Annotated in this window: 13 protein-coding genes; 5 read left to right on the top strand and 8 right to left on the bottom strand. The window is 55.2% G+C overall.

Going from position 1 to position 20,744, the window contains the following annotated elements; genetic code table 11:
- The first annotated feature begins 101 nt into the window (after window positions 1-101).
- Complete coding sequence (locus H6G52_RS05760) at window positions 102-2,177, top strand: calcium-binding protein (protein WP_190527023.1); 2,076 nt, start codon at window positions 102-104, stop codon at window positions 2,175-2,177.
- A gap of 1,610 nt (window positions 2,178-3,787) precedes the next feature.
- A complete protein-coding gene (locus H6G52_RS05755; RefSeq protein ID WP_190527021.1) occupies window positions 3,788-5,584 on the top strand; it encodes a calcium-binding protein in 1,797 nt (598 codons plus the stop codon).
- A gap of 64 nt (window positions 5,585-5,648) precedes the next feature.
- On the opposite strand, the gene H6G52_RS05750 is transcribed toward H6G52_RS05755, so the two are convergent.
- The 5 genes from H6G52_RS05750 to H6G52_RS05730 form a co-directional block, all read right to left on the bottom strand.
- Window positions 5,649-7,190 carry a glycosyltransferase family 61 protein gene (locus H6G52_RS05750; protein ID WP_190527019.1) on the bottom strand — a complete coding sequence of 514 codons (1,542 nt, stop codon included), beginning with the start codon at window positions 7,188-7,190 and terminating at the stop codon, window positions 5,649-5,651.
- 66 nt (window positions 7,191-7,256) lie between these two features.
- Window positions 7,257-9,485, bottom strand: a complete 2,229-nt coding sequence (gene ppk1, locus H6G52_RS05745) for a polyphosphate kinase 1 (protein ID WP_190527017.1) — start codon at window positions 9,483-9,485, stop codon at window positions 7,257-7,259.
- Window positions 9,485-9,718, bottom strand: coding sequence for a hypothetical protein (locus H6G52_RS05740; protein WP_099535054.1), 234 nt, complete (start codon window positions 9,716-9,718; stop codon window positions 9,485-9,487). The genes ppk1 and H6G52_RS05740 overlap by 1 nt, the downstream gene beginning before the upstream one ends.
- A 232-nt stretch (window positions 9,719-9,950) precedes the next feature.
- Complete coding sequence (locus tag H6G52_RS05735) at window positions 9,951-10,442, bottom strand: EVE domain-containing protein (protein ID WP_190355518.1); 492 nt, start codon at window positions 10,440-10,442, stop codon at window positions 9,951-9,953.
- Window positions 10,443-10,518: 76 nt separating this feature from the next.
- Window positions 10,519-11,592 (bottom strand): mannose-1-phosphate guanylyltransferase, encoded by a 1,074-nt coding sequence (locus H6G52_RS05730; RefSeq protein WP_190355517.1) that lies wholly within the window; start codon window positions 11,590-11,592, stop codon window positions 10,519-10,521.
- A gap of 1,050 nt (window positions 11,593-12,642) precedes the next feature.
- Here H6G52_RS05730 and H6G52_RS05725 point away from each other — a divergent pair.
- Complete coding sequence (locus H6G52_RS05725) at window positions 12,643-14,205, top strand: serine/threonine-protein kinase (RefSeq protein ID WP_099535051.1); 1,563 nt, start codon at window positions 12,643-12,645, stop codon at window positions 14,203-14,205.
- A gap of 32 nt (window positions 14,206-14,237) precedes the next feature.
- Here H6G52_RS05725 and H6G52_RS05720 read toward each other — a convergent pair whose 3' ends face one another.
- Window positions 14,238-15,317, bottom strand: coding sequence for a hypothetical protein (locus H6G52_RS05720; protein ID WP_190527015.1), 1,080 nt, complete (start codon window positions 15,315-15,317; stop codon window positions 14,238-14,240).
- Window positions 15,318-16,111: 794 nt separating this feature from the next.
- The gene (locus H6G52_RS05715; protein WP_099535049.1) at window positions 16,112-16,351 is read right to left on the bottom strand and encodes a hypothetical protein; all 240 of its coding nucleotides are present in this window, start codon (window positions 16,349-16,351) and stop codon (window positions 16,112-16,114) included.
- A gap of 928 nt (window positions 16,352-17,279) precedes the next feature.
- Between H6G52_RS05715 and H6G52_RS05710 the strand changes: the two genes are divergently transcribed.
- On the top strand, window positions 17,280-18,350 hold the full coding sequence (locus H6G52_RS05710) for a YdcF family protein (protein ID WP_190527013.1): 1,071 nt from the start codon (window positions 17,280-17,282) through the stop codon (window positions 18,348-18,350).
- Between the two features lie 284 nt (window positions 18,351-18,634).
- Here the strand turns inward: H6G52_RS05710 and H6G52_RS05705 are convergent, their stop codons facing one another.
- Window positions 18,635-19,267 carry a methyltransferase domain-containing protein gene (locus tag H6G52_RS05705; RefSeq protein WP_190527011.1) on the bottom strand — a complete coding sequence of 211 codons (633 nt, stop codon included), beginning with the start codon at window positions 19,265-19,267 and terminating at the stop codon, window positions 18,635-18,637.
- 245 nt (window positions 19,268-19,512) lie between these two features.
- On the opposite strand from H6G52_RS05705, the gene hemH reads away from it, so the two are divergent.
- A complete protein-coding gene (gene hemH / locus H6G52_RS05700) occupies window positions 19,513-20,676 on the top strand; it encodes a ferrochelatase (RefSeq protein ID WP_190527009.1) in 1,164 nt (387 codons plus the stop codon).
- The last annotated feature ends 68 nt before the right edge of the window (window positions 20,677-20,744 follow it).

The raw sequence follows: 20,744 nt of genomic DNA, 5'->3' as shown, positions 1-20,744 counted from the left end.
TCTTTGTGATACCGATTACCATCCTATTCAAGATAAAATTACTACCGACTTCATAACTTAAACAACCCGTCATTAAAAAGACTTGAAGCCAGGGTGCATCAATGGCTATTTCATTTAGCGGTTCCTATAGTCAGAACTTCAACACTCTCAATTCGAGTGGCTCTAACAGTGATCTAGCTTGGACTAATAACACTACGCTGCCCGGCTGGTATTTGTTTCGCCAGCCCGCTCCTGGCCAGGCTTTAACAATTTATCGATCGAGCCGAGGCAACGACAACACAGGCAATTTCTATAGCTTTGGCATTACTGGAGAGAGCGATCGAGCCTTAGGCGGCATTGGCTCAGGCGGTACATATTTCGGGAGTCCTGCCAGCGGAAACATTGCCGGATGGATCGCGTTTGCGGCCAAAAACACCACTGGCACGACGATTAATCATCTCACAATTTCCTTTGCGGGTGAACAGTGGCGAAATGGGGGAAACGCCACTGCGCAAACCATGGTGTTGGAATATGGCTTTGGTAGCAGTTTCACAACCGTTCCAACCTGGACAGCGCCGGGCAGTGGATTCAATTGGACTTCGCCCGTTGCCACTGAAACGGCTGGCATGGTTGACGGGAATGTTGCGGGGCGGGTTGCGGGCGTTGGAGGCGCACTGTCCGGCTTGAGCTGGGCCCACAATGACACCCTCTGGCTTCGTTGGGTGGAGCGAAATGACACGGGGGATGATCATGGGTTGGCGATCGATGACTTCTCCCTCACCAGCACACCCAACCCCACCGTCAATCTCTCGGTCAGCCACAACAAAGGAACCGAAACCGATCGAACCGTCATCACCGTTACGGCCACCGCTTCCCGGGCCGTTGTCAGTGACCAAACCATTGAATTCCAAGTCAGCGGGGCAAACATCACCCCGGAAGACTATCAGCTCAGCCAACCCCAAATCAGCATCACCAGCGGCAACACAACCGGCTCCGTCACCTTCACGGTGATGGATGACGCGATGGTGGAAGGAACCGAAACCGCCACCATTACCCTGAAAGCAACGACCAGTGGCTTGACCCTCGGCGGCAGCCTGGTACAAACGATCGAGATCGAAGATAACGACGGGGCCATCAGCTCCCCCAGTCCCCTGAGTCCGGCTGGTGGTTTGGCTCCGGCTCCTGTTGCTCCAGTTTTTGTGGCTCCGGCCCCGATCGCCCCCAGCCCAGAACTTTCCCCCAGCAGCCCGATCGCCCCACCGCCGCCCCTGCCGCCTCGACTGATCGTGACTCTCGATCGGGGCGGGCCCATCATCCTCGACGACACCACCGCCCCCATACAGCTCACCCAACCCTCAGCAACCACAGACAGCGCAGCCCGGCCCCAACAGGTGATCAGCATCACCAACATTGGCTCAGAACCCCTGAAGCTCTTGGATTTACAACTCCCCAAGGGCTTTTCCATTTTGGAACCCCTGCCGCCCGTTGTTCTGCCCAGCACCACCCTCCAAGTAACTTTGGCGCTCACGGAGCAACCAGGAACCTATGACGGGCGCGTTGTTCTGCGCACCAACGGCGAACCAGCAATCTATGATTTCCCCGTTGCTGGACAGGTTCCCCCCAGCCTCAGTTCTTTCTCGATCGGGGACAGCGGTTATGGGTGTCAACCGCCCTTGCTGATGCCCGATCGCACCCAAACCGGTTCCGATCGCGCAGATATCCTGTGGGGCAATGCCGAAAACAACCAACTCTTAGGGCTAGGTGACCCTGACTGGCTATGGGGTGGCGCAGAAACCGATTGGCTGGCCGGTGGTGACGGGAACGACACGCTCTTTGGCAACCAACAGGCGGATACCCTCTGCGGTGGAATGGGTAACGATCTGCTCTTTGGCGGTCGGGGGGCTGACTGGCTGTTTGGCAACGATGGCGATGATCTGCTCAGCGGCGATCGGGGCGAAGACACCCTGATCGGCGGCGCAGGGAGCGATCGCTTTGTGATTGGTGAAGGCACTGATACGATTCTCGATTTTGAAGTCGGCATCGATCGCCTCGTTTTGCCCTTGGGTGTGGGTTTCGACTCTTTGAACCTGACGGTGAGCAATGGCTTTTTAAACCTCAGCAATGGCACAACACTGCTCGCCAAGATCGCCAACCTCGCACCCAACCAACTGACCGCAGCAGACCTCGCTCCGGCTTAGGTTCGTTTTGAATCATCACAAGCGGACAATTTGCAATCATCTTCTCCGTAGAATTCCTGAAACCTACGGAGAAGACCTCTGATTGTTGAACAACCGAAACCAGGCGAAGATCAAACCCCAATCCTAGACAGGCACTTCGTCTGAGCTGGCTTTGTACAATCTTGCTTATCATCCATCCCCCAACAATCAAACTTTAATTGAATGATTTCATTTAAGTACCTTTTTGAGATCAACCAAATATCTACTTTATAAAACTAAATCTATTTATCTAGAAATCAAGCTTTTTTTCGACCAAATTGAGCTTTTCTTTAAACTTAACATCTAACCAATTAGAACTTGATCTTGTTTTTTGCCTGAAAATCGACTTTCTTCGAACTTTTCCAAGTTTTTTGATCCGTAAATCGATGCAAGTTGATTGTATATAAAAGAACTTTCTTAGACAACTCATCAAGCTTGAGATCTAGTCTTGACTCTTCCTAGGAGTTAATTTATACAAGACTGGGAAGGAATTATCTCTCTCGCTTGCTGGATATCTCGGCACTCTTGGTCAGAATTGTCACTAATACGATCTGTTCTGATGAAACTTGGGGTGATCTACGTTGACTGATGCCAAAGATTTAGTGATCTGCCTGGCTGATCACAACATCACCCAGTTTTTGCCAAACGTAGTCCAAATCATTTTCCAGCACTAAACAACTACAGACCATTTCTCTGGCATGTCACCAAATATTGTCAACGGCCCTAGCAATTCTCCTGATGCAATTGGGCCAACAAGTAACAGCGACGACTTTACCAATAAATCTTTCCAAGTTAGTGCAACTCTATCGCCGGGAAGCACCATCAACCCAGGAGCAGTTTCCTTCACTAACACGGTTAAGAATACAGGTACTTCTGCAGCCTATATTTCTTTACGACCTTCTGCACCAGCCAACTTGACTGACTTGCCCAGCAGTACGATCGTAACCATTTCCTATGGCTCTGCATCTGCTATCTACACATACAATGGCACAGTTTTTAACTATACAAGCGGCAGCGGCATTGTAAACGGTAACCCAGTAGGTTCATTTAACCCCGTTCAAATTGGGCCATTAGCCGTCAACGCAACTGCTGACTATACAGTCAGTATTGATCTGCCCGCCAGTACACCTCTTTCAACGGATACCAACATTGAGCGGGGTTTTCCTGTGCCCATCACGGCATTCATTGATGCCAATGGTAACGGCGAAGCAGACGATTCGGTAAAAAACGATACGATTAACCGTCTCTATACTGGATTTCTTCAGCAGCTAAAACAATCGCGGATCTTGCAGGGAACTGGGCCAACTGTTCAAGGAACTGATGGAACTCTCTCGACATCCCCCAAGCAACCTGCACCAGGCAATATTATTGAGTACGTTGTGCAGTACAAAAACATTTCTGACAGCCAAGTCGGAAGCGGGAATGTGATTTTGACTGCCAGTAATGTAGTCATTACTGAAGATGGGATTCAAAATAATTGGGCAAAAGATAACGATGGCGATGCTGTAATTGATACTAAGCATGTGCTTGGTTCGGTACAGACAACAAGCGGAACAATTCAATATTTTAGTGGCAGTCTTGCTAATAATCTTTTGGGTGGTGAACAAAGTGGCAATACGGCCACTGGCGATGTCACTAAGTATGCAAACACTTTAACTGGAACGGTCTCGCCAGGAAGTTCGGGAACATTTACGTTCCAGCGGCAAGTTAATCAGACAACAGTTGGTCAGGGGATTAATAACATTGCCAGTGCAACTTATGAAGATGTAAACAATCCCAGTGTACCGATCAAGAACACTTCTAACCAAGTAAGTGCAACCATTAGTTCTGTTGTACCTACAGTCAATCTCTCCGTCAGCCCCGCCTCTGGTTCTGAAGCCGCCGCCACCGCCATCACCGTCACCGCCACCGCCAGTGCGGCGGTCAGTGGCGCACAGACCGTCACCCTCGGCGTGACCGGTACGGGCATCACCACCGGGGACTACAACCTCAGCAACACCACAATCACCATCCCCAACGGGGCAACCACTGGCTCCGTCACCTTCACCGTCTTCGATGATGCCTTGGTCGAGGGCACTGAAACCGCCACCCTCACCATTTCTGGCCCCAGCAGCGGCATTCAGCTTGGTTCTACCACCACCGCGAACGTCACCATCACCGACAACGACGCGCCACCCGCAACTCCCACTCCTGCGCCGGGGCCCGCTCCTACCCCCGCTCCTGCGCCCGCGCCCAGCAGCCCGATCGTGGCGGCTCCCCCGGCTCCGGCTTACTTCTCCATCAACCTCGGCAACAACGGCCCCACCCTGCTCAACGCCACGGATGTTCCCGTCCGCTTCGGGGCTAACCAAGATAGCGGCAATCCCTTCCAAACCCTGACGATCACCAGCCTCAGCCCCAATTCCCTCAAAATTCTGGGTCTCGAACTGCCCAACGGCTTCAGCTTGGTTGGCCCGCTGCCGGAAGTGGTGCTGCCGGGTCAGGCAGTTCCCATCACCCTCAGGCTCAGTGGCAAAGCAGGCGACTACTCAGGACAGTTTGTTCTCAAAACCAACGGCGACCCCCAATCCTATCGCCTCCCGCTCGTTGGCAAACTGCTCGTTGATTCCACGCCGCTTTCGGATCGGACACTGCCCGTTTGTCCTTGCGATACGTTGACGGATCCCACCATTCCCCAGTCCATCTCTCCCAAAACTGGCTCTGAGGGCAATGATTCCTTGGCCGGAACTCCCAACAGTGACCATCTCTTGGGGCTGGCGGGCAATGACTTGATCAGCGGCAAACAGGGCACGGATTATCTCTTTGGTGGCGAAGGGGATGATTTCCTGTTTGGCGGTCGGGACTCCGATTGGCTCAATGGTGAGGTGGGTAATGATTTCCTCTCGGGCGACCTGGGCGCAGATACAGTGTTGGGCGGTGCGGGTAATGACGTGATCTTTGGCGATCGCAGTACGCCCGGGGAAACGGCAGAGTCAGGCGCGGATCTGCTCTGTGGCGGTGACGGAAACGACACACTTTTTGGCAACCAACAGGCGGATACCCTCTGCGGCGGAACTGGTAACGATCTGCTCTTTGGCGGTCGGGGAGCGGATCTCCTGTTTGGCAGCGATGGCGATGATTTGCTCAGCGGCGATCGGGGCGAAGACACCCTAATCGGCGGCACAGGGAGCGATCGCTTTGTGATTGGGGAAGGCACTGAGACGATTCTCGATTTTGAAGACGGAATCGATCGGCTCGTTTTGCCTACCGGACTCAGTTTTGAATCCCTCAGCCTGACCGTGAGCGATGGCTTTTTGAACCTCAGCAACGGCACAACGCTGCTGGCCAAGATCGCCAACCTCACCCCCAACCAACTGACTGCAGCCGATCTCGCTCCAGCTTTGGTCTAGGTTTACTCGGTGATTGGGTGTTCAATAAGTTGGCTGATTTTGGCTGATTTCTTTGGACTGATTTCTATAGACTTGCCCGATCGAGAATGGTGGCCAGGGCCTGAGGATCGATTTCCAAGTCATCTCGATAGGCTTGGGCCTGGGCCATCCAATCCCCGATCGGCAAAGGTGGCAACGTTTCGCGCCCCAACAAGGCCCAATAGTTCAAATGGCTACAGTTGGCCACCAACCAAAAGAAATTCGCCACATAACGCGGTGGAAATAGCTCAATCACCGTTGTGCCCGGTTCGGCGTAGGCCAAATTGGTTAAACCTGCGCCATGGGGAGCCACAATGGCGCGGGCCCGCTGGAACAGGGCGGCTTGGTGACCCGGACTGAGGCCATCGAGATCCACCGCCTGAAACCCCCGTTGGGTCAACAGGGGCAAAATTTCCGTTTCGTTTAAAAACCGGCGATGCTGCACATTGTTGCGCCTTGTGATGTAGAGCCGATCGGGACAGTGGGCCGGGTCGATCGCCGTTGCCAGCGGTAAAAATTCCCGTCGCAAAAAGTCGCGGGTCTGGGGAGTGAAAGTGTTGTCGGAAATGGGAGTACAGCGGCCCAAGGGCGGCAAGGCCAAGAGCCGATCGGCTTGCAGGTGGGGATGACGATCGCTCGAAACGACGCGATCGGGGTTGATGCCCAAGCGCTCCAGGGTGGCGAATTGAAAGGGATAGTCGAGGCGATCAAACACCCACCAATCGATCGCCGATCGCTCAAACCCTGCCTCCGCCAACCAAGCCAACCGGGGCAAACAGTCCACCATCCAATGCCAATAGTTGGGCCGAAACCGCACAGATAAAAAGGCCGCCGTGCCCGACAGTTTCCGAACGGGCGGTGGCTGGCTCACCGCCTGCAAAGGCGCAATCCCCGAGGACAGTTCCTGAACGACTTGATGGTCGGCCGTGGTGATGCAGATCCCCAACTGGGAAATTTGGGCCCGCCCTTGGGGAATGGCCACCACTCCGGGGCGAGGCCAGGGCGGCAGTTGGGGGGCGGTGTCTGGAGTCAAGTGCGGATGCACAGGCCCCAACATCCGGGCAGCTTTGAGGGGTGGGTAGGGGGCGATCGGCTCCAGCCAGCGGGTTTGCTCTGCGGGTAAATTGGCGGCGGAACACAAATGCAAGGGATAGTCCAACCGCGCAAATTCCTGGACGATTGCGGGGGGCAGTTGCCAGCGCTCACAGTCGGCCGCTTCCCGATCGCGCCCCAATTCCCGCAGCAGCCGCGCCACCCGAAAACAGCAGGTGGCCCCGTTGCCATTGGCTTGGAGCGATCGCAAATAAGCTCGAATCGCCATCGGGCGATCGCCCAGCCCTTCCGCCACCTGGGCCCCTTGCAGCCACAGCCGCCAGTTAGCAGGAGCCAACTCCGCCGCCCGCCACAGGGCCATGGCCGCCGCCGGCCACCGTTGCAGTTGGGCCAGCACTTGGGCGAACTGCACGTATAAATCCGAGTCCTGGGGCCGATCGCAAATGGCCGATCGAAGCCGTTGCCGAATCAGTTCAGGGGCGATCGGCTCCGGGTTTTCGGCCACCGGGTTTTCGGCATCAGGCAACTCTGCCACCACTAGCAATCAATCCACCACTAGCCATTCGTCAATCACTAGCAACCGATCCACCCCTGGCAACCCCTAATCGTCGTCCTTCATCACCGCTTCCTGTTCCGCCAACTGCATCAACACCACCTGAGACGCTTGGGGATCCGATTTGCCAAGGGGTTGCCGTTGGATGTAGATCCCATCCGCCTGTAGTTCCCAAGCGTTGCGTGTGTCAGCCAGCATCACACCCAAAATGGCTTGCAATTCTTGCACCAAATCAGGATCCTCGATCGGGGTGACGGCCTCCACCCGCCGTGTCAAATTGCGGGGCATCCAATCGGCACTGCCAATATACAGCTCATCTTGGCCGCCATTGTGGAAATAGAAAATGCGGGAATGTTCCAAAAAGCGGCCCACAATGCTGACCACGCGGATGTGGTCGCTCAGGCCCAGCAAACCCGGCCGCAAACAACAAATTCCCCGCACAATCAAATCCACCTGCACCCCCGCTTGGGAGGCCTCATACAGCGCCCGAATCACCACCGGATCTACCAGGGCATTCATTTTGGCCACAACCCGCCCCTGTTGACCTTGGCGGGCCCAGTCGCGCTCCCGTTGAATCAAGGCCACCATTCGATCGCGCATGTTCACCGGGGCCACCAACAGCTTGCGATAGGCACGTTGGCGAGAATAACCCGTTAGGTAATTGAACAAATCGGTCAAGTCAGCTCCCAGCTCCGGCCGGCAACTGAGCAGCCCCACATCGGTGTAGAGCTTGGCGGTTTTGGGGTTGTAGTTTCCGGTTCCAATGTGGACATAGCGGCGCAGTCCCTCCGGCTCCTTGCGCACCACCAGCACAATCTTGGTGTGGGTTTTTAGGCCCACCAAGCCATAAACCACATGCACCCCGGCGCTTTCCAGCTTGCGGGCCCAGTTGATGTTGTTTTCTTCATCAAACCGCGCCTTGAGTTCCACCAACACCACCACCTGTTTGCCGTTTTCCGCCGCATCAATCAGGGCATGGACGATCGGGGAGTCGCCAGAGGTGCGATACAGGGTCATCTTGATCGTCAGCACGTTCGGATCGCGGGCTGCTTCCGTGATGAACCGCTGCACTGTGGCCGAAAAGGAGTGATAGGGATGGTGTAGCAGCAAGTCTTGGCGGCGAATTTCTGTGAAAAAGTCGCTGACTTCCTCTTCCTCTGGGGATTGCACATTTTCCGAAGGTTCCGGCAGGCGCTGCACCCGCTTAGGAATCACTGGGTTCCAGGACGGATCTTTCAAGTGAGGCAGGGGCAAGCCCAAAAAGGCCATGAAGTCCCGCAGCCCCAACAGACCGGTAACGGGATAGACGCTCTCGGCGGTAATTTCCAACTCTTCGAGCAGTCGATCGCTAATTTCCGTGGGCATGGTGTCCAGAACCTCTAGCCGCACCACGGAACCACCCAAGCGCCGCTTTCGCAATTCCTGTTCGATCGCCAGCAGCAGATCATCGGCCTCATCTTCCGCCACGGCGATGTCCGCGTTGCGGGTGACCCGAAAGGGCTGATATTCCAGGATATTCATGCCCGGAAACAGGCTTTCCAGGTTATGAGCAATCACTTGCTCGATCGCCACGCAAACCCAAACCGGCTTACCGGGATTGACCCCCACCCAATCGGCACTGAGGGTGGCCGGATCCAGGCTATCGGCCGCCAGGGGCAAAAACCGGGGCAAGCTTTCGGGAACCTTCACCCGCCCAAAGTGATCTTCCTGGGTTTCCGGATCCTGCACCACCACCGCCAGATTCAGGCTGAGGTTGGAAATATGAGGAAAGGGATGACCCGGATCCACCGCCAGGGGCGTGAGCACCGGGAAAATTTCCGCCTCAAAGAGCTGATGGAGATAGGCCCGCTGCTCTTGGTTCAGGTCAACGTAATCCAGCAGGTAAATGCCCTGTTCGGCCAGCAGGGGGCGCAACACCTTGGCGTAGTGTTGATGTTGCTCGGCCACGATCGGGCGCAGGTGCTCGGCAATTTCAACCAGTTGCTGTTGGGGCGATCGCCCGTCGGGGGGCCGCTTGGCCACGCCCGCTTCTACCTGCTTTTTAAGGGCCGCCACGCGCACCATGAAAAATTCATCCAAGTTGGAGCTGAAGATCGCAGAGAACTTCAACCGCTCCAACAGGGGGTTGCGATCGTCCATAGACTCGTGCAGCACTCGCCGGTTGAACTGAATCCAACTCAGTTCCCGGTTGAAGTAGTACTGCGGATCGTGCAGGTCGATCGATTGCGATTCCGGTCGATCGGGATTTTCCGTGGTAGCTCGTTGCGCCCTAGTCATTACTCGTTGCCGCCTGGCCCATGAGGTCGAAACATTTCCTGTTCGCGACCGACCCACCATTCACCCAAATTCATCAAGTCTTGGTGAATGTCCGCTAGGGCTTGGGAATATTCCGCTGGTGAAAGGCGATCGCGCTGCTCTTCCAATTTGGCAAGGCGAAGCTGTACCAGCAACCAGGGTTTGTGGGAACTGTCGGTACCTTCGATGTAGCGGGCAATGGCTTGGCTAATCATGGGGATTGGGGGCGGACGCGCTCTCGACCGTAGCAAAAATGGCAGTTGCCTCAGCTTAACCTATCTTTAAAATTTGGTTAAAGCGCAATTTCCCAAAGCCGGAGCCAGGCACTCAAGCCCTCAGCCTGCTGGCGTTCGGTGGAGTTTGATGGGGTTTGATGGAGCTGAGAGACCCAATCTAATTTGTTAAATTGGGCCCCCGTTTGGCTCTCTTTTAGCTTTCTATTTAGGTTTAAGGCGCGGTTTGAGGCGAGCTGGCCAACATTAGCAATCGCTCAGCCACGGGGCGATCGACCGGCGTAACGGAAAGGCGGTTTCCCCGTCGCAAAATCAGCAACTCATCAGCCGTGAATTGCGATCGCAACAATTCCAGAGGTAAGAACCGATCGAAGGTTTGCAAATGGGCCACTTCCACCGTGAACCAACGGGGGCGATCGGGACTGGCCTTGGGGTCAAAATACGGGCTGTTGGGGTCAAACTGGGTTGGATCCACCACCTTGGCCACAGCCACCTGCGCCAGGCCCGCAATTCCCGGCGGCTCCGTGTTGGAGTGATAAAAAAACGCCCAATCTCCCGGCTGCATCGCTTGCAGAAAGTTACGCGCTTGATAGTTCCGCACGCCATCCCAAATGGTCTGTCGATCGCGCTCTAGGTGGGCGATCGAGTAAGTTATGGGTTCAGATTTAATCAGCCAGCAAGCGGCCGGCACAGGGGGCAAAGCCATAGGAAAACGAGCACAAGCAAAGCTCTGTGATTAAAACACAACTTAAAATCCCTAGCGACATCAACCTAAACATGCCCTAGAGCCGATCGAGCCATTCGGGATGCTCCTGCACCGCCTTCACCGCCGCCTTAATATCTTGGGTGCGATCCTTCGCCACAATCAGGGTCACATTCCCATCGCGCACCACCACCACATCCTCTAGGCCAATGGTGACCACCAACTCTTCGGGATCACTGCTGTAGACGATCGCCCCGGTTGTCTCCAAAGCCAAATGTTGAGCCAAATCCACATTAGCCCGATCGCCCTTTAACAGCCGCTCGATCGCATTCCAATCGCCCAGGTCATCCCAAGCAAAGGCCGCCGGAACAATGCAGGCGCGATCGGTCTTTTCCATCAGCGCATAGTCCACACTCAGCTTGGGAACCTTGCCATAGGCGGCCACCCCTTCCGCCCGCAGCGGTTCAATAATTTCCGGGGCGTGCCGTTCTAATTCCGCAATCACCGTCTTGGTCTGAAACACAAACATGCCGCTATTCCAGCTATAGCGACCGCTGGCGAGGAACTGTTCAGCCCGGGCGCGATCGGGCTTTTCCGTGAATCGACTGACGCGATAACCCGGCAGGCCCGCAAAGTCCCCCAAGGCCTCGCCCTGTTCGATGTAGCCATAGCCCGTGGCCGGCTGGGTTGGCGTAATGCCCAAGGTGACGATCACCCCCTCCGTGCGGGCCAAGGTCGCCGCCGCCGCCAGGGTTTGGGCAAACGCTTCCCCGTCCCCAATCCAGTGATCCGCCGGGAAAAAGCCCAACACCGCCTCATCACCATATTGCTTGGCCGCCTCCAGGGTTGCCCAAGCCAGGGCCGGGGCCGTGTCGCGCCCTTCCGGTTCGATCGCAAAATTTGCTGCCGGTAATTCTGGCAACTGTTCGCGGGCCGTGGCTTCCAGGTGCTGACCCGTCACAACCCAAACATGCTCCGCCGCCCCCGCCAACGGAATCAGGCGATCGATCGTGGCTTGCAACAAACTGCGGCCGCTGCCATCCAAGCAGAGAAACTGCTTGGGAAACTGACGGCGACTGAGGGGCCAAAACCGCTCACCCTTGCCACCGGCCAAGACGATCGGGATTAACTGGGGAGTTGAGGAAGCAACCATTTGTTCAAAGACCATCAAACTTAACTGGAAAACCAATGCGGAGACGGCGGGCCCCCAACCGGACACAAATTCAGGTGCAGACTCGCGATGAAAGCTCTAGGGGCAAACTCTAGGTGAAAACTCTAGGGGCAAAGCTCAACACAAACTTAACGATGGATGCGACCAATTCCCAGAATTGATAGAAATTTCGCAAGTTCCGCAAATTGCGCCAATTCAAAAAATTCTGCATATTCCGCACATTCCGAACGTTTCACGGATGCCTGCAAACTGGATTTCCCCAATTCTGGCTTGGCCCAAGGCGATCGGCACGGTTTTTACCGTTTCCACAGTTGCAACCGACAAGTGATCGACGCGCTCTCCACTCGCAGCAGGGCCACAAAACTGAGCCGCCAAAGGGCCCAATTCTGCACAAGGGCGCGATCGACCCCTTTGCTCCATCAGTTGGGAGTAGGCGACAATGATTGGGGAATCGGGCCCAACGCTTCCTCTCCCTGCCAGCTCTCCTCAACCAACCCCGCCGCTCCATTTTTTCCCTACTCCTGGCGGGCGATCGCCCTTAAGGTCTCCTGCCGCCAATCGCATTGTTCATCAACTTTTTGCTTTAATTTTGGTTGGTTTGCTTACCCTAGCCTTCTAGACAGGTCTTCGGGAGCGGCTCCTGATGGCTCTGATCAGGTCAGATATGGCTATTGGAGCAGTTAAATCAGTTAGATCTGTTGCATCCGTTCCCTTAAGCATCTGCTCACTCGGGCATCTGCTCGCTCGGGTGTTCGATCGAGTTCCTTTGGCAAGGATCATGACGAGGAAATAGACCAGTTAGTCTGGGTGCGACCGAATCCGCAGAATTTCAACGCTTGATCTCACGGTCTGGCCCCGCCGACTGAGTACCTGAGTACCCAAGACTGCATACCCAGGATTGACGATCGCCACCTGGGCATCACCACCTGGGCATCGGGGATACTGATAGGATTCACCGGATTTGTTGCATTCTTGGTTTGATTTGACGATTTCTAATTTTTGCGATCAGCCCAGCAGAAGAGCGCAGACGCTATGAGCGACCCGAATCTTGGCCGAGTGCTAGCCGACCGATATCGACTCGATGAGTTGATCGGGCGCGGTGCTATGGGTCGCGTTTACCGAGCCAAGCACATCCTGCTGGATGCGCCCGTGGCCGTGAAGTTTTTGTCTCAAACCTTGCTGAACCAGAAAATGCGCGATCGCTTCAAACGGGAAGCCCGCTCCTGTTTTCTGTTAGGGCAAAAAAGCAAGCACATTGTCCAGGTGTTGGACTACGGGGTCAGCGAAGATGAGGTTCCGTTCTATGTGATGGAATATCTCGAAGGCCGAGACCTGGGGGCGATCTTCAAGCGGGAAACCATGCCCCTGCCGCGTTTTCTCAATCTGGCCCATCAAATTTGCCTGGGGCTTCAGGCGGCTCACCAGGGCATTTTGCTTGAGGATCGCCTTTGCCCGATCGTCCACCGAGACATCAAACCCAGCAACCTGCTGGTGGTGCAAGATCCGGACATGGGTGAGTCGGTCAAGATTTTGGATTTTGGGATCGCCAAGCTCATGCAGGGGGATGCGGCCCAAACCAGCCACTTCATGGGAACCCTGGCCTACTCTTCACCGGAGCAGATGGAAGGCAAGGAGTTGGACGGCCGGGCTGATATCTATAGCCTGGGCGTGGTGATGTTTGAAATGCTCTCGGGGAAGATGCCCCTGCGGGCGGAAACCCATTCCTTTGGCAGTTGGTATAAGGTACACCGGGACAGCCCGCCCATGACCTTTGCGGAGGCGCGGCCGGGGCTGAAAGTGCCCAAGCCGCTGGAGTCACTGATTTTGCAATGCTTGGCGAAAAAGCCGGACGATCGCCCCGCGTCCGTGAGCGATATTTTGCAAGCCTTGGAGCCGATGGAACACCGCTACAGTCCCGGCCGGCTGATTAGTCGTCGCATTGAAAGCACACTCCAGCGGGCGACCTTGCCCGGAGCTTCCCTCGGCGGTGAGGGCGGGTCTGAATCGCGGGGTCGATCGAGCAATGCGGATCCTGATGTGCTCTGTCGGTTGCAGTCTTGGCCCAAGGGCAAACCGGTGGCGGAAATTGTGTTTCCTCACCTGCTGCCCACCAGTGGCGACCCGTTGGCAACGGTTTGGATTATGTTGCCGCGCCAAATGATTCGCGCCATCCAATCCAGCGAAGAGGGCAGCAGTTGCTACAGTCGGTTTATGGGCATGATGTCTCCCCATCCGATGGTGCTGTGGCTGACGGTGCTCTATATGTCGATCGGGGATGGCACGCGGCGGGCCAAATGGCTACCGTCCTATTTGGATTTGAAACAGCCCCGCAATTTGGAGTTGGCTCGGCAGTTGGCCAAGCAGAGCTGTTATCGGTTGCTGTTTTTTGCCCTTGAGGATCCCCACAGTTGCCAATACGTGGCCAAGATTCACCTAACGGCGGCCAATTGCCAAATGCTGCGTCAGTGGGCTGACCAAAGCTCACAGATGCCCGCAGCGGATCCGCAGGTGGGCAAGGCCTATCTGCGGAAGGAGTTGGATCGCGCCAAGCCCCAAATTTTGCAGCAAATTGAGCAGCGATTGCGTCGGTCTTGAGGGGCCAATCCACCCAAGACCGACGCGATCGGCTAGGGAGCTTGCAGGCTGGCGATCGCCCGTTCCCAAGCACCAGTCACTTGCTGAATGGATTGGGGCAGTCGATCGCGCATCAGATCGGCATATTGCACCGAAACTCCCCGATCGGTCAGGGTCACCGTTTGGTAGTCTGCGGCTCCCGGTGTGGGCAAGTAGCTGAGGCCCGAGAGATTGGACAACATGCTGTTATCCAGAGCCTGTTCCAATTCCGTTCGCTGATTGGCAGACAGTTGGCCCACCAACTCCGGCGCTTGATTGTTGATGCGCCGCACCAATCGCCCATCTTCCATCAAAGTCCAACGTTCCTGGCGACCGGCAATCCCGCCGGTGATGTGCATCTGGAATCGCTCCCCATTGCCGAGGGTGGGGAGGTCGCTGGTCATGGGAGCAATGGCGGTTGTGCCGTTGCTGGCGGCTTGGTTGTAGCGCACGAGGTTGGCCGCGCGATCGAGGTGAAACACAAAGGCCCGATCGCCCTGATTCAAAATGGCTTGCCAACCGTCGATCGCAATCATGGTGCAGGCCGTGAGCGGCGCGTCATAAACCCCCATGCAGCCATCCCAGGTTCTACGTTTCAGGGCTGTGACCGTGAGCGATCGAGACGGCAACTTCAGCGATCGTTCCGCCTGTCGCAGCAACCGCTGTTCCACTTCTGGCGTGAGCGATCGGGAACCCACCGCTTGGCGAATGATCTGACCCGCTTGATCGGCGCGATAAAACCAACTGGGCGGCCCCCAGGATTGACGCTCGCTCACTTCAACGGACCAACCCGGGACTTGCATTTGGGCACAGAGTTCCGCTGGCCCACCCAAACCCAAGCAACTGTCTGACCAAGTGGCGCGGGTGGCTTCGCGAATGGTCAGGTTCCCAGGCGCTTGACCCAAATCCCGGGCCGCCACTGCCAAGATGCGCGATCGCACCGATGGGGGTAACTGATTGCTGGTGTTGAGCACGGGGGTCGATCGGGGATTGGCCTGGGCGATCGACGGCTGCCCCAGTTCCCCAACAACCCCCATTAACAGACCCAATCCCAAGGGCAGAACCAAACGCCAACGCAAAGCAACAGGAGACATAGACAAACTCGATCGGTCATTAGCTGTGAGAAATCAAAAAGCAGCAGTCTTGAAGCCTTCAATTGCTGTCTTCAATCACCGTTTTCGATTACTACTCATTCAGCATCGGCCAGACCTTGCTCAGGAAAGGTCACCATGAGCCGGTCTTTCGGATGTCACCTGCTAGGCGAGTTTTTCCCCAATAGTGCTTCCCATGGATCGTCGCGCCAATCCAGTAACTGCAATTGATTGAAACTTGAATTGCTGTTTGCTGATCGGCTTTCCCGATCGGGCCAGTTAACCAACCTCAACAGGCCCTGCCCCTGGGAAAACCCAGCCAGCCTTGAGGGCAAACAGCACAACCCAGAGGCCCCAAAATTCTAATATCCAGTTAAATCAATCTGGTAAATTTGGCAAATTTGAAAATACAGCCTTGACCTAGAACGATTGGCACGCCATATCACAGATACCATGAAGTAATTATGAGGTGGGCATTGCCCACCCTACTAGTGCTTGAAAATAGTGCCTGTGAGATGACGATTTATGGCAAACGACTTAAGATAAGAATCGTGATTGATGCAAGAGAGCTAATAGATAAAGCAAAATCGTAAAACGAGAAATTGATACAAGAGAGCCAATAGATAAAACACAATCGCAAAACAAGCAATTGATACAAGCGATCTAATAGATGAAGCAAAATCGTAAAACAAGAAATAGAAATAAAATAAAAAACAAGGAGCATTAACCCCTTGTTTTCGTAATCTTCAGTGCGCTTTCAGTGAAAAAGCTTTGGGGGAGCAAATTTCAGGCAGTCTTTATTCCTCGTCCCAAAGGGCCTGGGTATAGCCAAGCTTCGTCAAAGCCGCTTGCTGACCAGCGCTCAAATCTTCCCAATATTCATCATCACTGGCTGGGGGATCCGTATCTTCTTCCCAGCTCGACTCATCCCATCCCAACTCACCCCAGAGGGACTGCTCTTCGCTGCTGAGATCAGACCAGCTCAAGTCTGCCCAAGTGCCACTGGGGTCGCCGTCAACGTCGCGAATTCCAGACATATTTTTTCTCAGTGGAGAATAATTTGATCAAGGGTAATCACAAGGCATCAACAATTTGCGAGCAACCAGTTTGCAAATTGTGACTGATCGTAGGTTGACTTTACATCAACCAAGATGAAGGTTCCATCAAGCTGTTGTCACTCCATCAAAACTCAGAGTAGCTCGTTGTTTTCATTCAAAAGATAGCCCAGAGATTTTGCTTCATGAATGACCCAATTCGCAGGATCCATTTTTTGAAGAGTAAGCAACAATTCGATGGTTAACTTAGATCATCCGCTTAATTGATCAAGAAATTAACCCAGCCGAATTTGGTATAACACCACGATTCGGCAGCGTCAAGAATAGATTAAGCAGAGTCTTTTAAAGATTTATTGAATTCTAGAACAAATCGAAATTTAACCACCATACAGCCCTAGGGGGGTCACAATTTAGATCATGATCAGTGCGTTAAGTTCATTAGATTGCGAAGTTCATTAGATTACATTGCTGCATTTGCTGCATGAGCTGAGCATAGAAATCTTGGTGTAGCAATTCAGGTTAAGCATGATTGGCAATGGTCGATCGAACCGTTCACCGGTTTGAGGTGCTGAGCAACAGACACGCAGGAGGAAGACAACAGCCCCAGGCAAAACGACGCAGACCCAGCCGCAGGCCCCAACCTGGGGTTGCTCCTGTCGTTGATCGGCCCACCAGGCGGCCACCGGACGGGGCCACGGGGCGATCGGGGCAATCCGTTGGATCCAGGAAATTGTTAAGGAATTTCTAAAGTCAGCAATGGGTGAGGGGCGTTTACGATCAGCAGTCGATCGCTCAAAAAGCGCTGGGGGTTAGGCTTCTGGTTTCAAAGCGGCAAAATTCCTCTACCATTGCCCTAAAACTTGCGGTTAAAACTAACCGGTAGGTCGATCGCCGACGTGGGTGATTTGGAATGTTTGAGACCCTGACCTTTATCTTAATTTGGCTGTTTATCGGCTGGCTGCTCTGGTACTTCCTGTTTCAGGTCAAGTTCATCCCGGTGGCCTACTACACCGGCTTTGGCATTGTCACGATCGCGGCACTGCTGACGATCGCGTTTATGAACCCCGGTGGCCGCACCTCAGAATCGGTGGGCAGCCTTCTGTCCCTGCTTCTGACTCCTCTGGGTCTGTCGCTGCTGTTGCTCTCGCGCTGGGTGCTGCGCGAAGGGCCGGGCAAGTTCACGGCCAATGGGGTGGCGGCTTGGGCCTTTTCGGTGTTGCTGCTGTTTAGCACCCCAGCAATCGGTTTTTTGCTGGCGGGGCAACTGGAGCGCGAAGCCGTGTCCATGCAGGGCTATGGCGATCGGGGATCCGTTGAGGCGATCGTGCTGCTGGGGAATGGCACAACCCGTGTGGCGGGGATTGGCCAACAGCGCATTGAGCTGACCGAAAGCGGCGATCGAATTACATTGGCGGCGCAACTGTATCGCGCTGGCCGGGCCAATCGAATTATTGTGAGCGCGGGGTTCCGGCCGGAGCTGAACGCTTACTGGCGACCGGTGAGCAGCGACTGCCGGAACCCAGACGGCACGGCCACGCGCTGCCGGGCGGCGGAATCGTCTGATATCAGCGTGTTGTTACAGGAAATGGGCGTGCCAGCCAGCGCGATCGTGATTCCCCGCAGCGAAATTGCCCAAAAACGGGAAGTGGTGAACGTGCGCAACAGCGCCCTGGATGTGCGCGATGAGTTTGGTTCCAACCCCCAGGGGGCCCGCATTGCCTTGGTCACCTCCGCGATCGAAATGCGGCGATCGACCCTGGCGTTCGAGTCCGTTGGTTTCCGGGTTGTGCCGCAACCGGCAGACTTTTACACCCTGCCCTACGATGCCCCGGACATCACCCCCATCCCCTGGCGCTATTTCTCCATTCCGGATCTGATTCCCAACTCCGAAGGCCTCACGGTCAGCACCAAGGTGGTGACGGAATACCTGCAAAGCGTGTTCTACTTCCTGCGGGGTTGGATTTCACCGTTTAGGCTCTAATTTCCGGCTCTCATTTCAAGCTCCAATTTCAGGCTTTTAAACAAGCCGCAGGAAACAGAATCTCAAGGGCTTGATCGGCGATCGGGCTACCGTTTGGCGACCTAAACCAACCCATTGCTCATCAATCCCCACGCTGGGCCAGCCGGTGTGGGGATTGATCGTCTGGAAATTGATCGCACGGGAATTGATCGTGGGAATTGATCGCACGGCAATTGATCGTGGAAATTGATCGCACGGGAATTGATCGCATGAGCAACTCGCAAGGCTAAGCCCAATCAGGACACTTAGCCCGCAGCACGCTTAGCCCGCAGCACTTGCACCGAGCCACCCGCATAAAACGCTTGAGACACATCACAAAACCCGATCGACTCCAGCAAGCCCGGCACATCTGTTTGCACAAATTCCCAAGCCGTTTCCGTTTCAAACAGCCAGAAGAACGCGGCCACCCCCGGCCAAAACAGCGGGTTGGTGGGGGCATGGAAATCGGAAAACAGAAACCAGCCCCCCGGAACCAGCACCCGATGGACTTCCTGAAAAATTTGGCGGAGCTGTTCAGCCTCCATTTCATGCATGGCGGCGCTGCTGTGAACCACCTCAAAGCTACCGTCCGGAAAGGGCATGGCTTCCGCAAAAGCTTCCATATAGGTAGCTTGGGGCACGGCCGATCGGGCCCGGGCCAGGGCATTGGGCGAAGCATCCAACCCGGTCACGCAGTTCGATCGCTCCACCAACAGCGCCGTTGTTTGCCCCCAACCGCAACAGAGATCCAGCACCCGGGTTTCCGGTTGCCAATCGAAGTTTTGTAACGCTAGTTGACGAAAGCGCCCCTCACCGCCCACCGCCAGGGCCGCCACCCGCGAAATGTTGTCGTATAGCCACTGGTAGCGATAACTCAAATCCCGTAGAATCGTAGCCACAAAGCATCCTTAAAACATTATTGACAATAGCAATCGTCCGTCAGACGGCCCTTCATCAAATTAGGGTCGATGACTGAACGCCTTGAGGATTCTGTGTTTCAGACAGTTGCGAAGTCCCTTGCCGGGTTCCCTTGCCAGGTTCAGATGATGGGGCGATCGCCCGTCAGCGCAAACCTCAAGATATTGTTAATATCAGTTAAGAATCTGAAAAGAAACACCAACAGCGGAACGGGAAGCAAAAGGTTATGGGTCGAGATGGGGTCTTATTGCTCAACCTAGGGGGGCCGGAAAAGCTGGAAGACGTGCGGCCCTTCCTGTTTAACCTATTTTCCGATCCCGAAATTATCCGGTTGCCCAGCCCAATTCTGCAAAAGCCCCTGGCCTGGCTGATCTCCACCCTGCGGGCTTCCAAATCCCAAGAGGGCTACAAGCAAATTGGTGGCGGCTCACCCCTGCGGCAAATCACCGAAGACCAGGCCCGCGCCCTGGAAGGCAAGCTGCGGGAACGGGGCCGCGATGCCAAGATTTACATTGGAATGCGCTATTGGTATCCCTTCACCGAAGAAGCACTCGATCAGATCAAGCGGGATGGCGTAGATAACTTGGCAATTTTGCCGCTTTATCCGCAATTTTCAATTAGCACCAGCGGCTCCAGCTTCCGCCTGATTGAGCGGCTGATGGAAAAGGATCAAACCCTGCAAACGATCGACCATCGCGTGGTGCAGTCTTGGTACGATCGCCCCGGTTATCTGCGGGCCATGGCGGATTTGATTGCCACGGAACTCGATCGCTGTGAAGATCCCAACAGCGCCCACATTTTCTTTAGTGCCCACGGTGTGCCCGTCAGCTACGTGACCGAGGCGGGCGACCCCTACCAGCAAGAAATTGAAGACTGCGTAGCGCGGATTATTCGCACCCTGAATCGGCCCAACCAACATACACTGGCCTATCAAAGCCGGGTGGGCCCGATCGAGTGGTTGCAGCCCTACACGGACGATGCGATCAAGGAACTGGCCGCCCAAGGGGTGAAAACCCTGGTGGTGGTGCCGATTAGTTTCGTGTCTGAGCACATCGAAACCCTTGAAGAAATTGACATGGAATATCGGGAAGTGGCCGAAGAAGCGGGAATTCATAATTTCCACCGCGTGCCTGCCTTGAATGTCCATCCGGGTTTCATTGAGGATTTGGCCAACCTGGCGATCGAAACCCTAGATGGCAAGGGCATGACCCTGGCCCAAACCTTGCACCCGCCCGACAAGGCCAAGATCTATCCCCAAGAGCGTTGGGAATGGGGTTTGACCACGGCGGCGGAAGTGTGGAATGGTCGCTTGGCCATGCTGGGCTTCCTGGCGCTGGCGTTGGAGTTGATTAGCGGCCGCGGGCCGCTGCACTTGGCTGGGTTACTCTAGCGAGGCGATCGGCCCGAAACCCGGTGCGCCTGGGGCGGGTGTGCTAATCTCCGCCCCCAGGCTTGTTC

It is taken from the genome of Limnothrix sp. FACHB-881, from assembly GCF_014698135.1.
Lineage (GTDB): Bacteria > Cyanobacteriota > Cyanobacteriia > CACIAM-69d > CACIAM-69d > CACIAM-69d.
This window is presented reverse-complemented; position numbering and strand designations above follow the sequence as displayed.

Coding starts and splice junctions, on each gene's coding strand:
- H6G52_RS05715 (WP_099535049.1), bottom strand. CDS start 16,351: ATGTCTGGAATTCGCGACGTTGACGGCGACCCCAGTGGCACTTGGGCA.
- H6G52_RS05710 (WP_190527013.1), top strand. CDS start 17,280: ATGTTTGAGACCCTGACCTTTATCTTAATTTGGCTGTTTATCGGCTGG.
- H6G52_RS05760 (WP_190527023.1), top strand. CDS start 102: ATGGCTATTTCATTTAGCGGTTCCTATAGTCAGAACTTCAACACTCTC.
- H6G52_RS05735 (WP_190355518.1), bottom strand. CDS start 10,442: ATGGCTTTGCCCCCTGTGCCGGCCGCTTGCTGGCTGATTAAATCTGAA.
- H6G52_RS05725 (WP_099535051.1), top strand. CDS start 12,643: ATGAGCGACCCGAATCTTGGCCGAGTGCTAGCCGACCGATATCGACTC.
- H6G52_RS05740 (WP_099535054.1), bottom strand. CDS start 9,718: ATGATTAGCCAAGCCATTGCCCGCTACATCGAAGGTACCGACAGTTCC.
- H6G52_RS05730 (WP_190355517.1), bottom strand. CDS start 11,592: ATGGTTGCTTCCTCAACTCCCCAGTTAATCCCGATCGTCTTGGCCGGT.
- ppk1 (WP_190527017.1), bottom strand. CDS start 9,485: ATGACTAGGGCGCAACGAGCTACCACGGAAAATCCCGATCGACCGGAA.
- hemH (WP_190527009.1), top strand. CDS start 19,513: ATGGGTCGAGATGGGGTCTTATTGCTCAACCTAGGGGGGCCGGAAAAG.
- H6G52_RS05720 (WP_190527015.1), bottom strand. CDS start 15,317: ATGTCTCCTGTTGCTTTGCGTTGGCGTTTGGTTCTGCCCTTGGGATTG.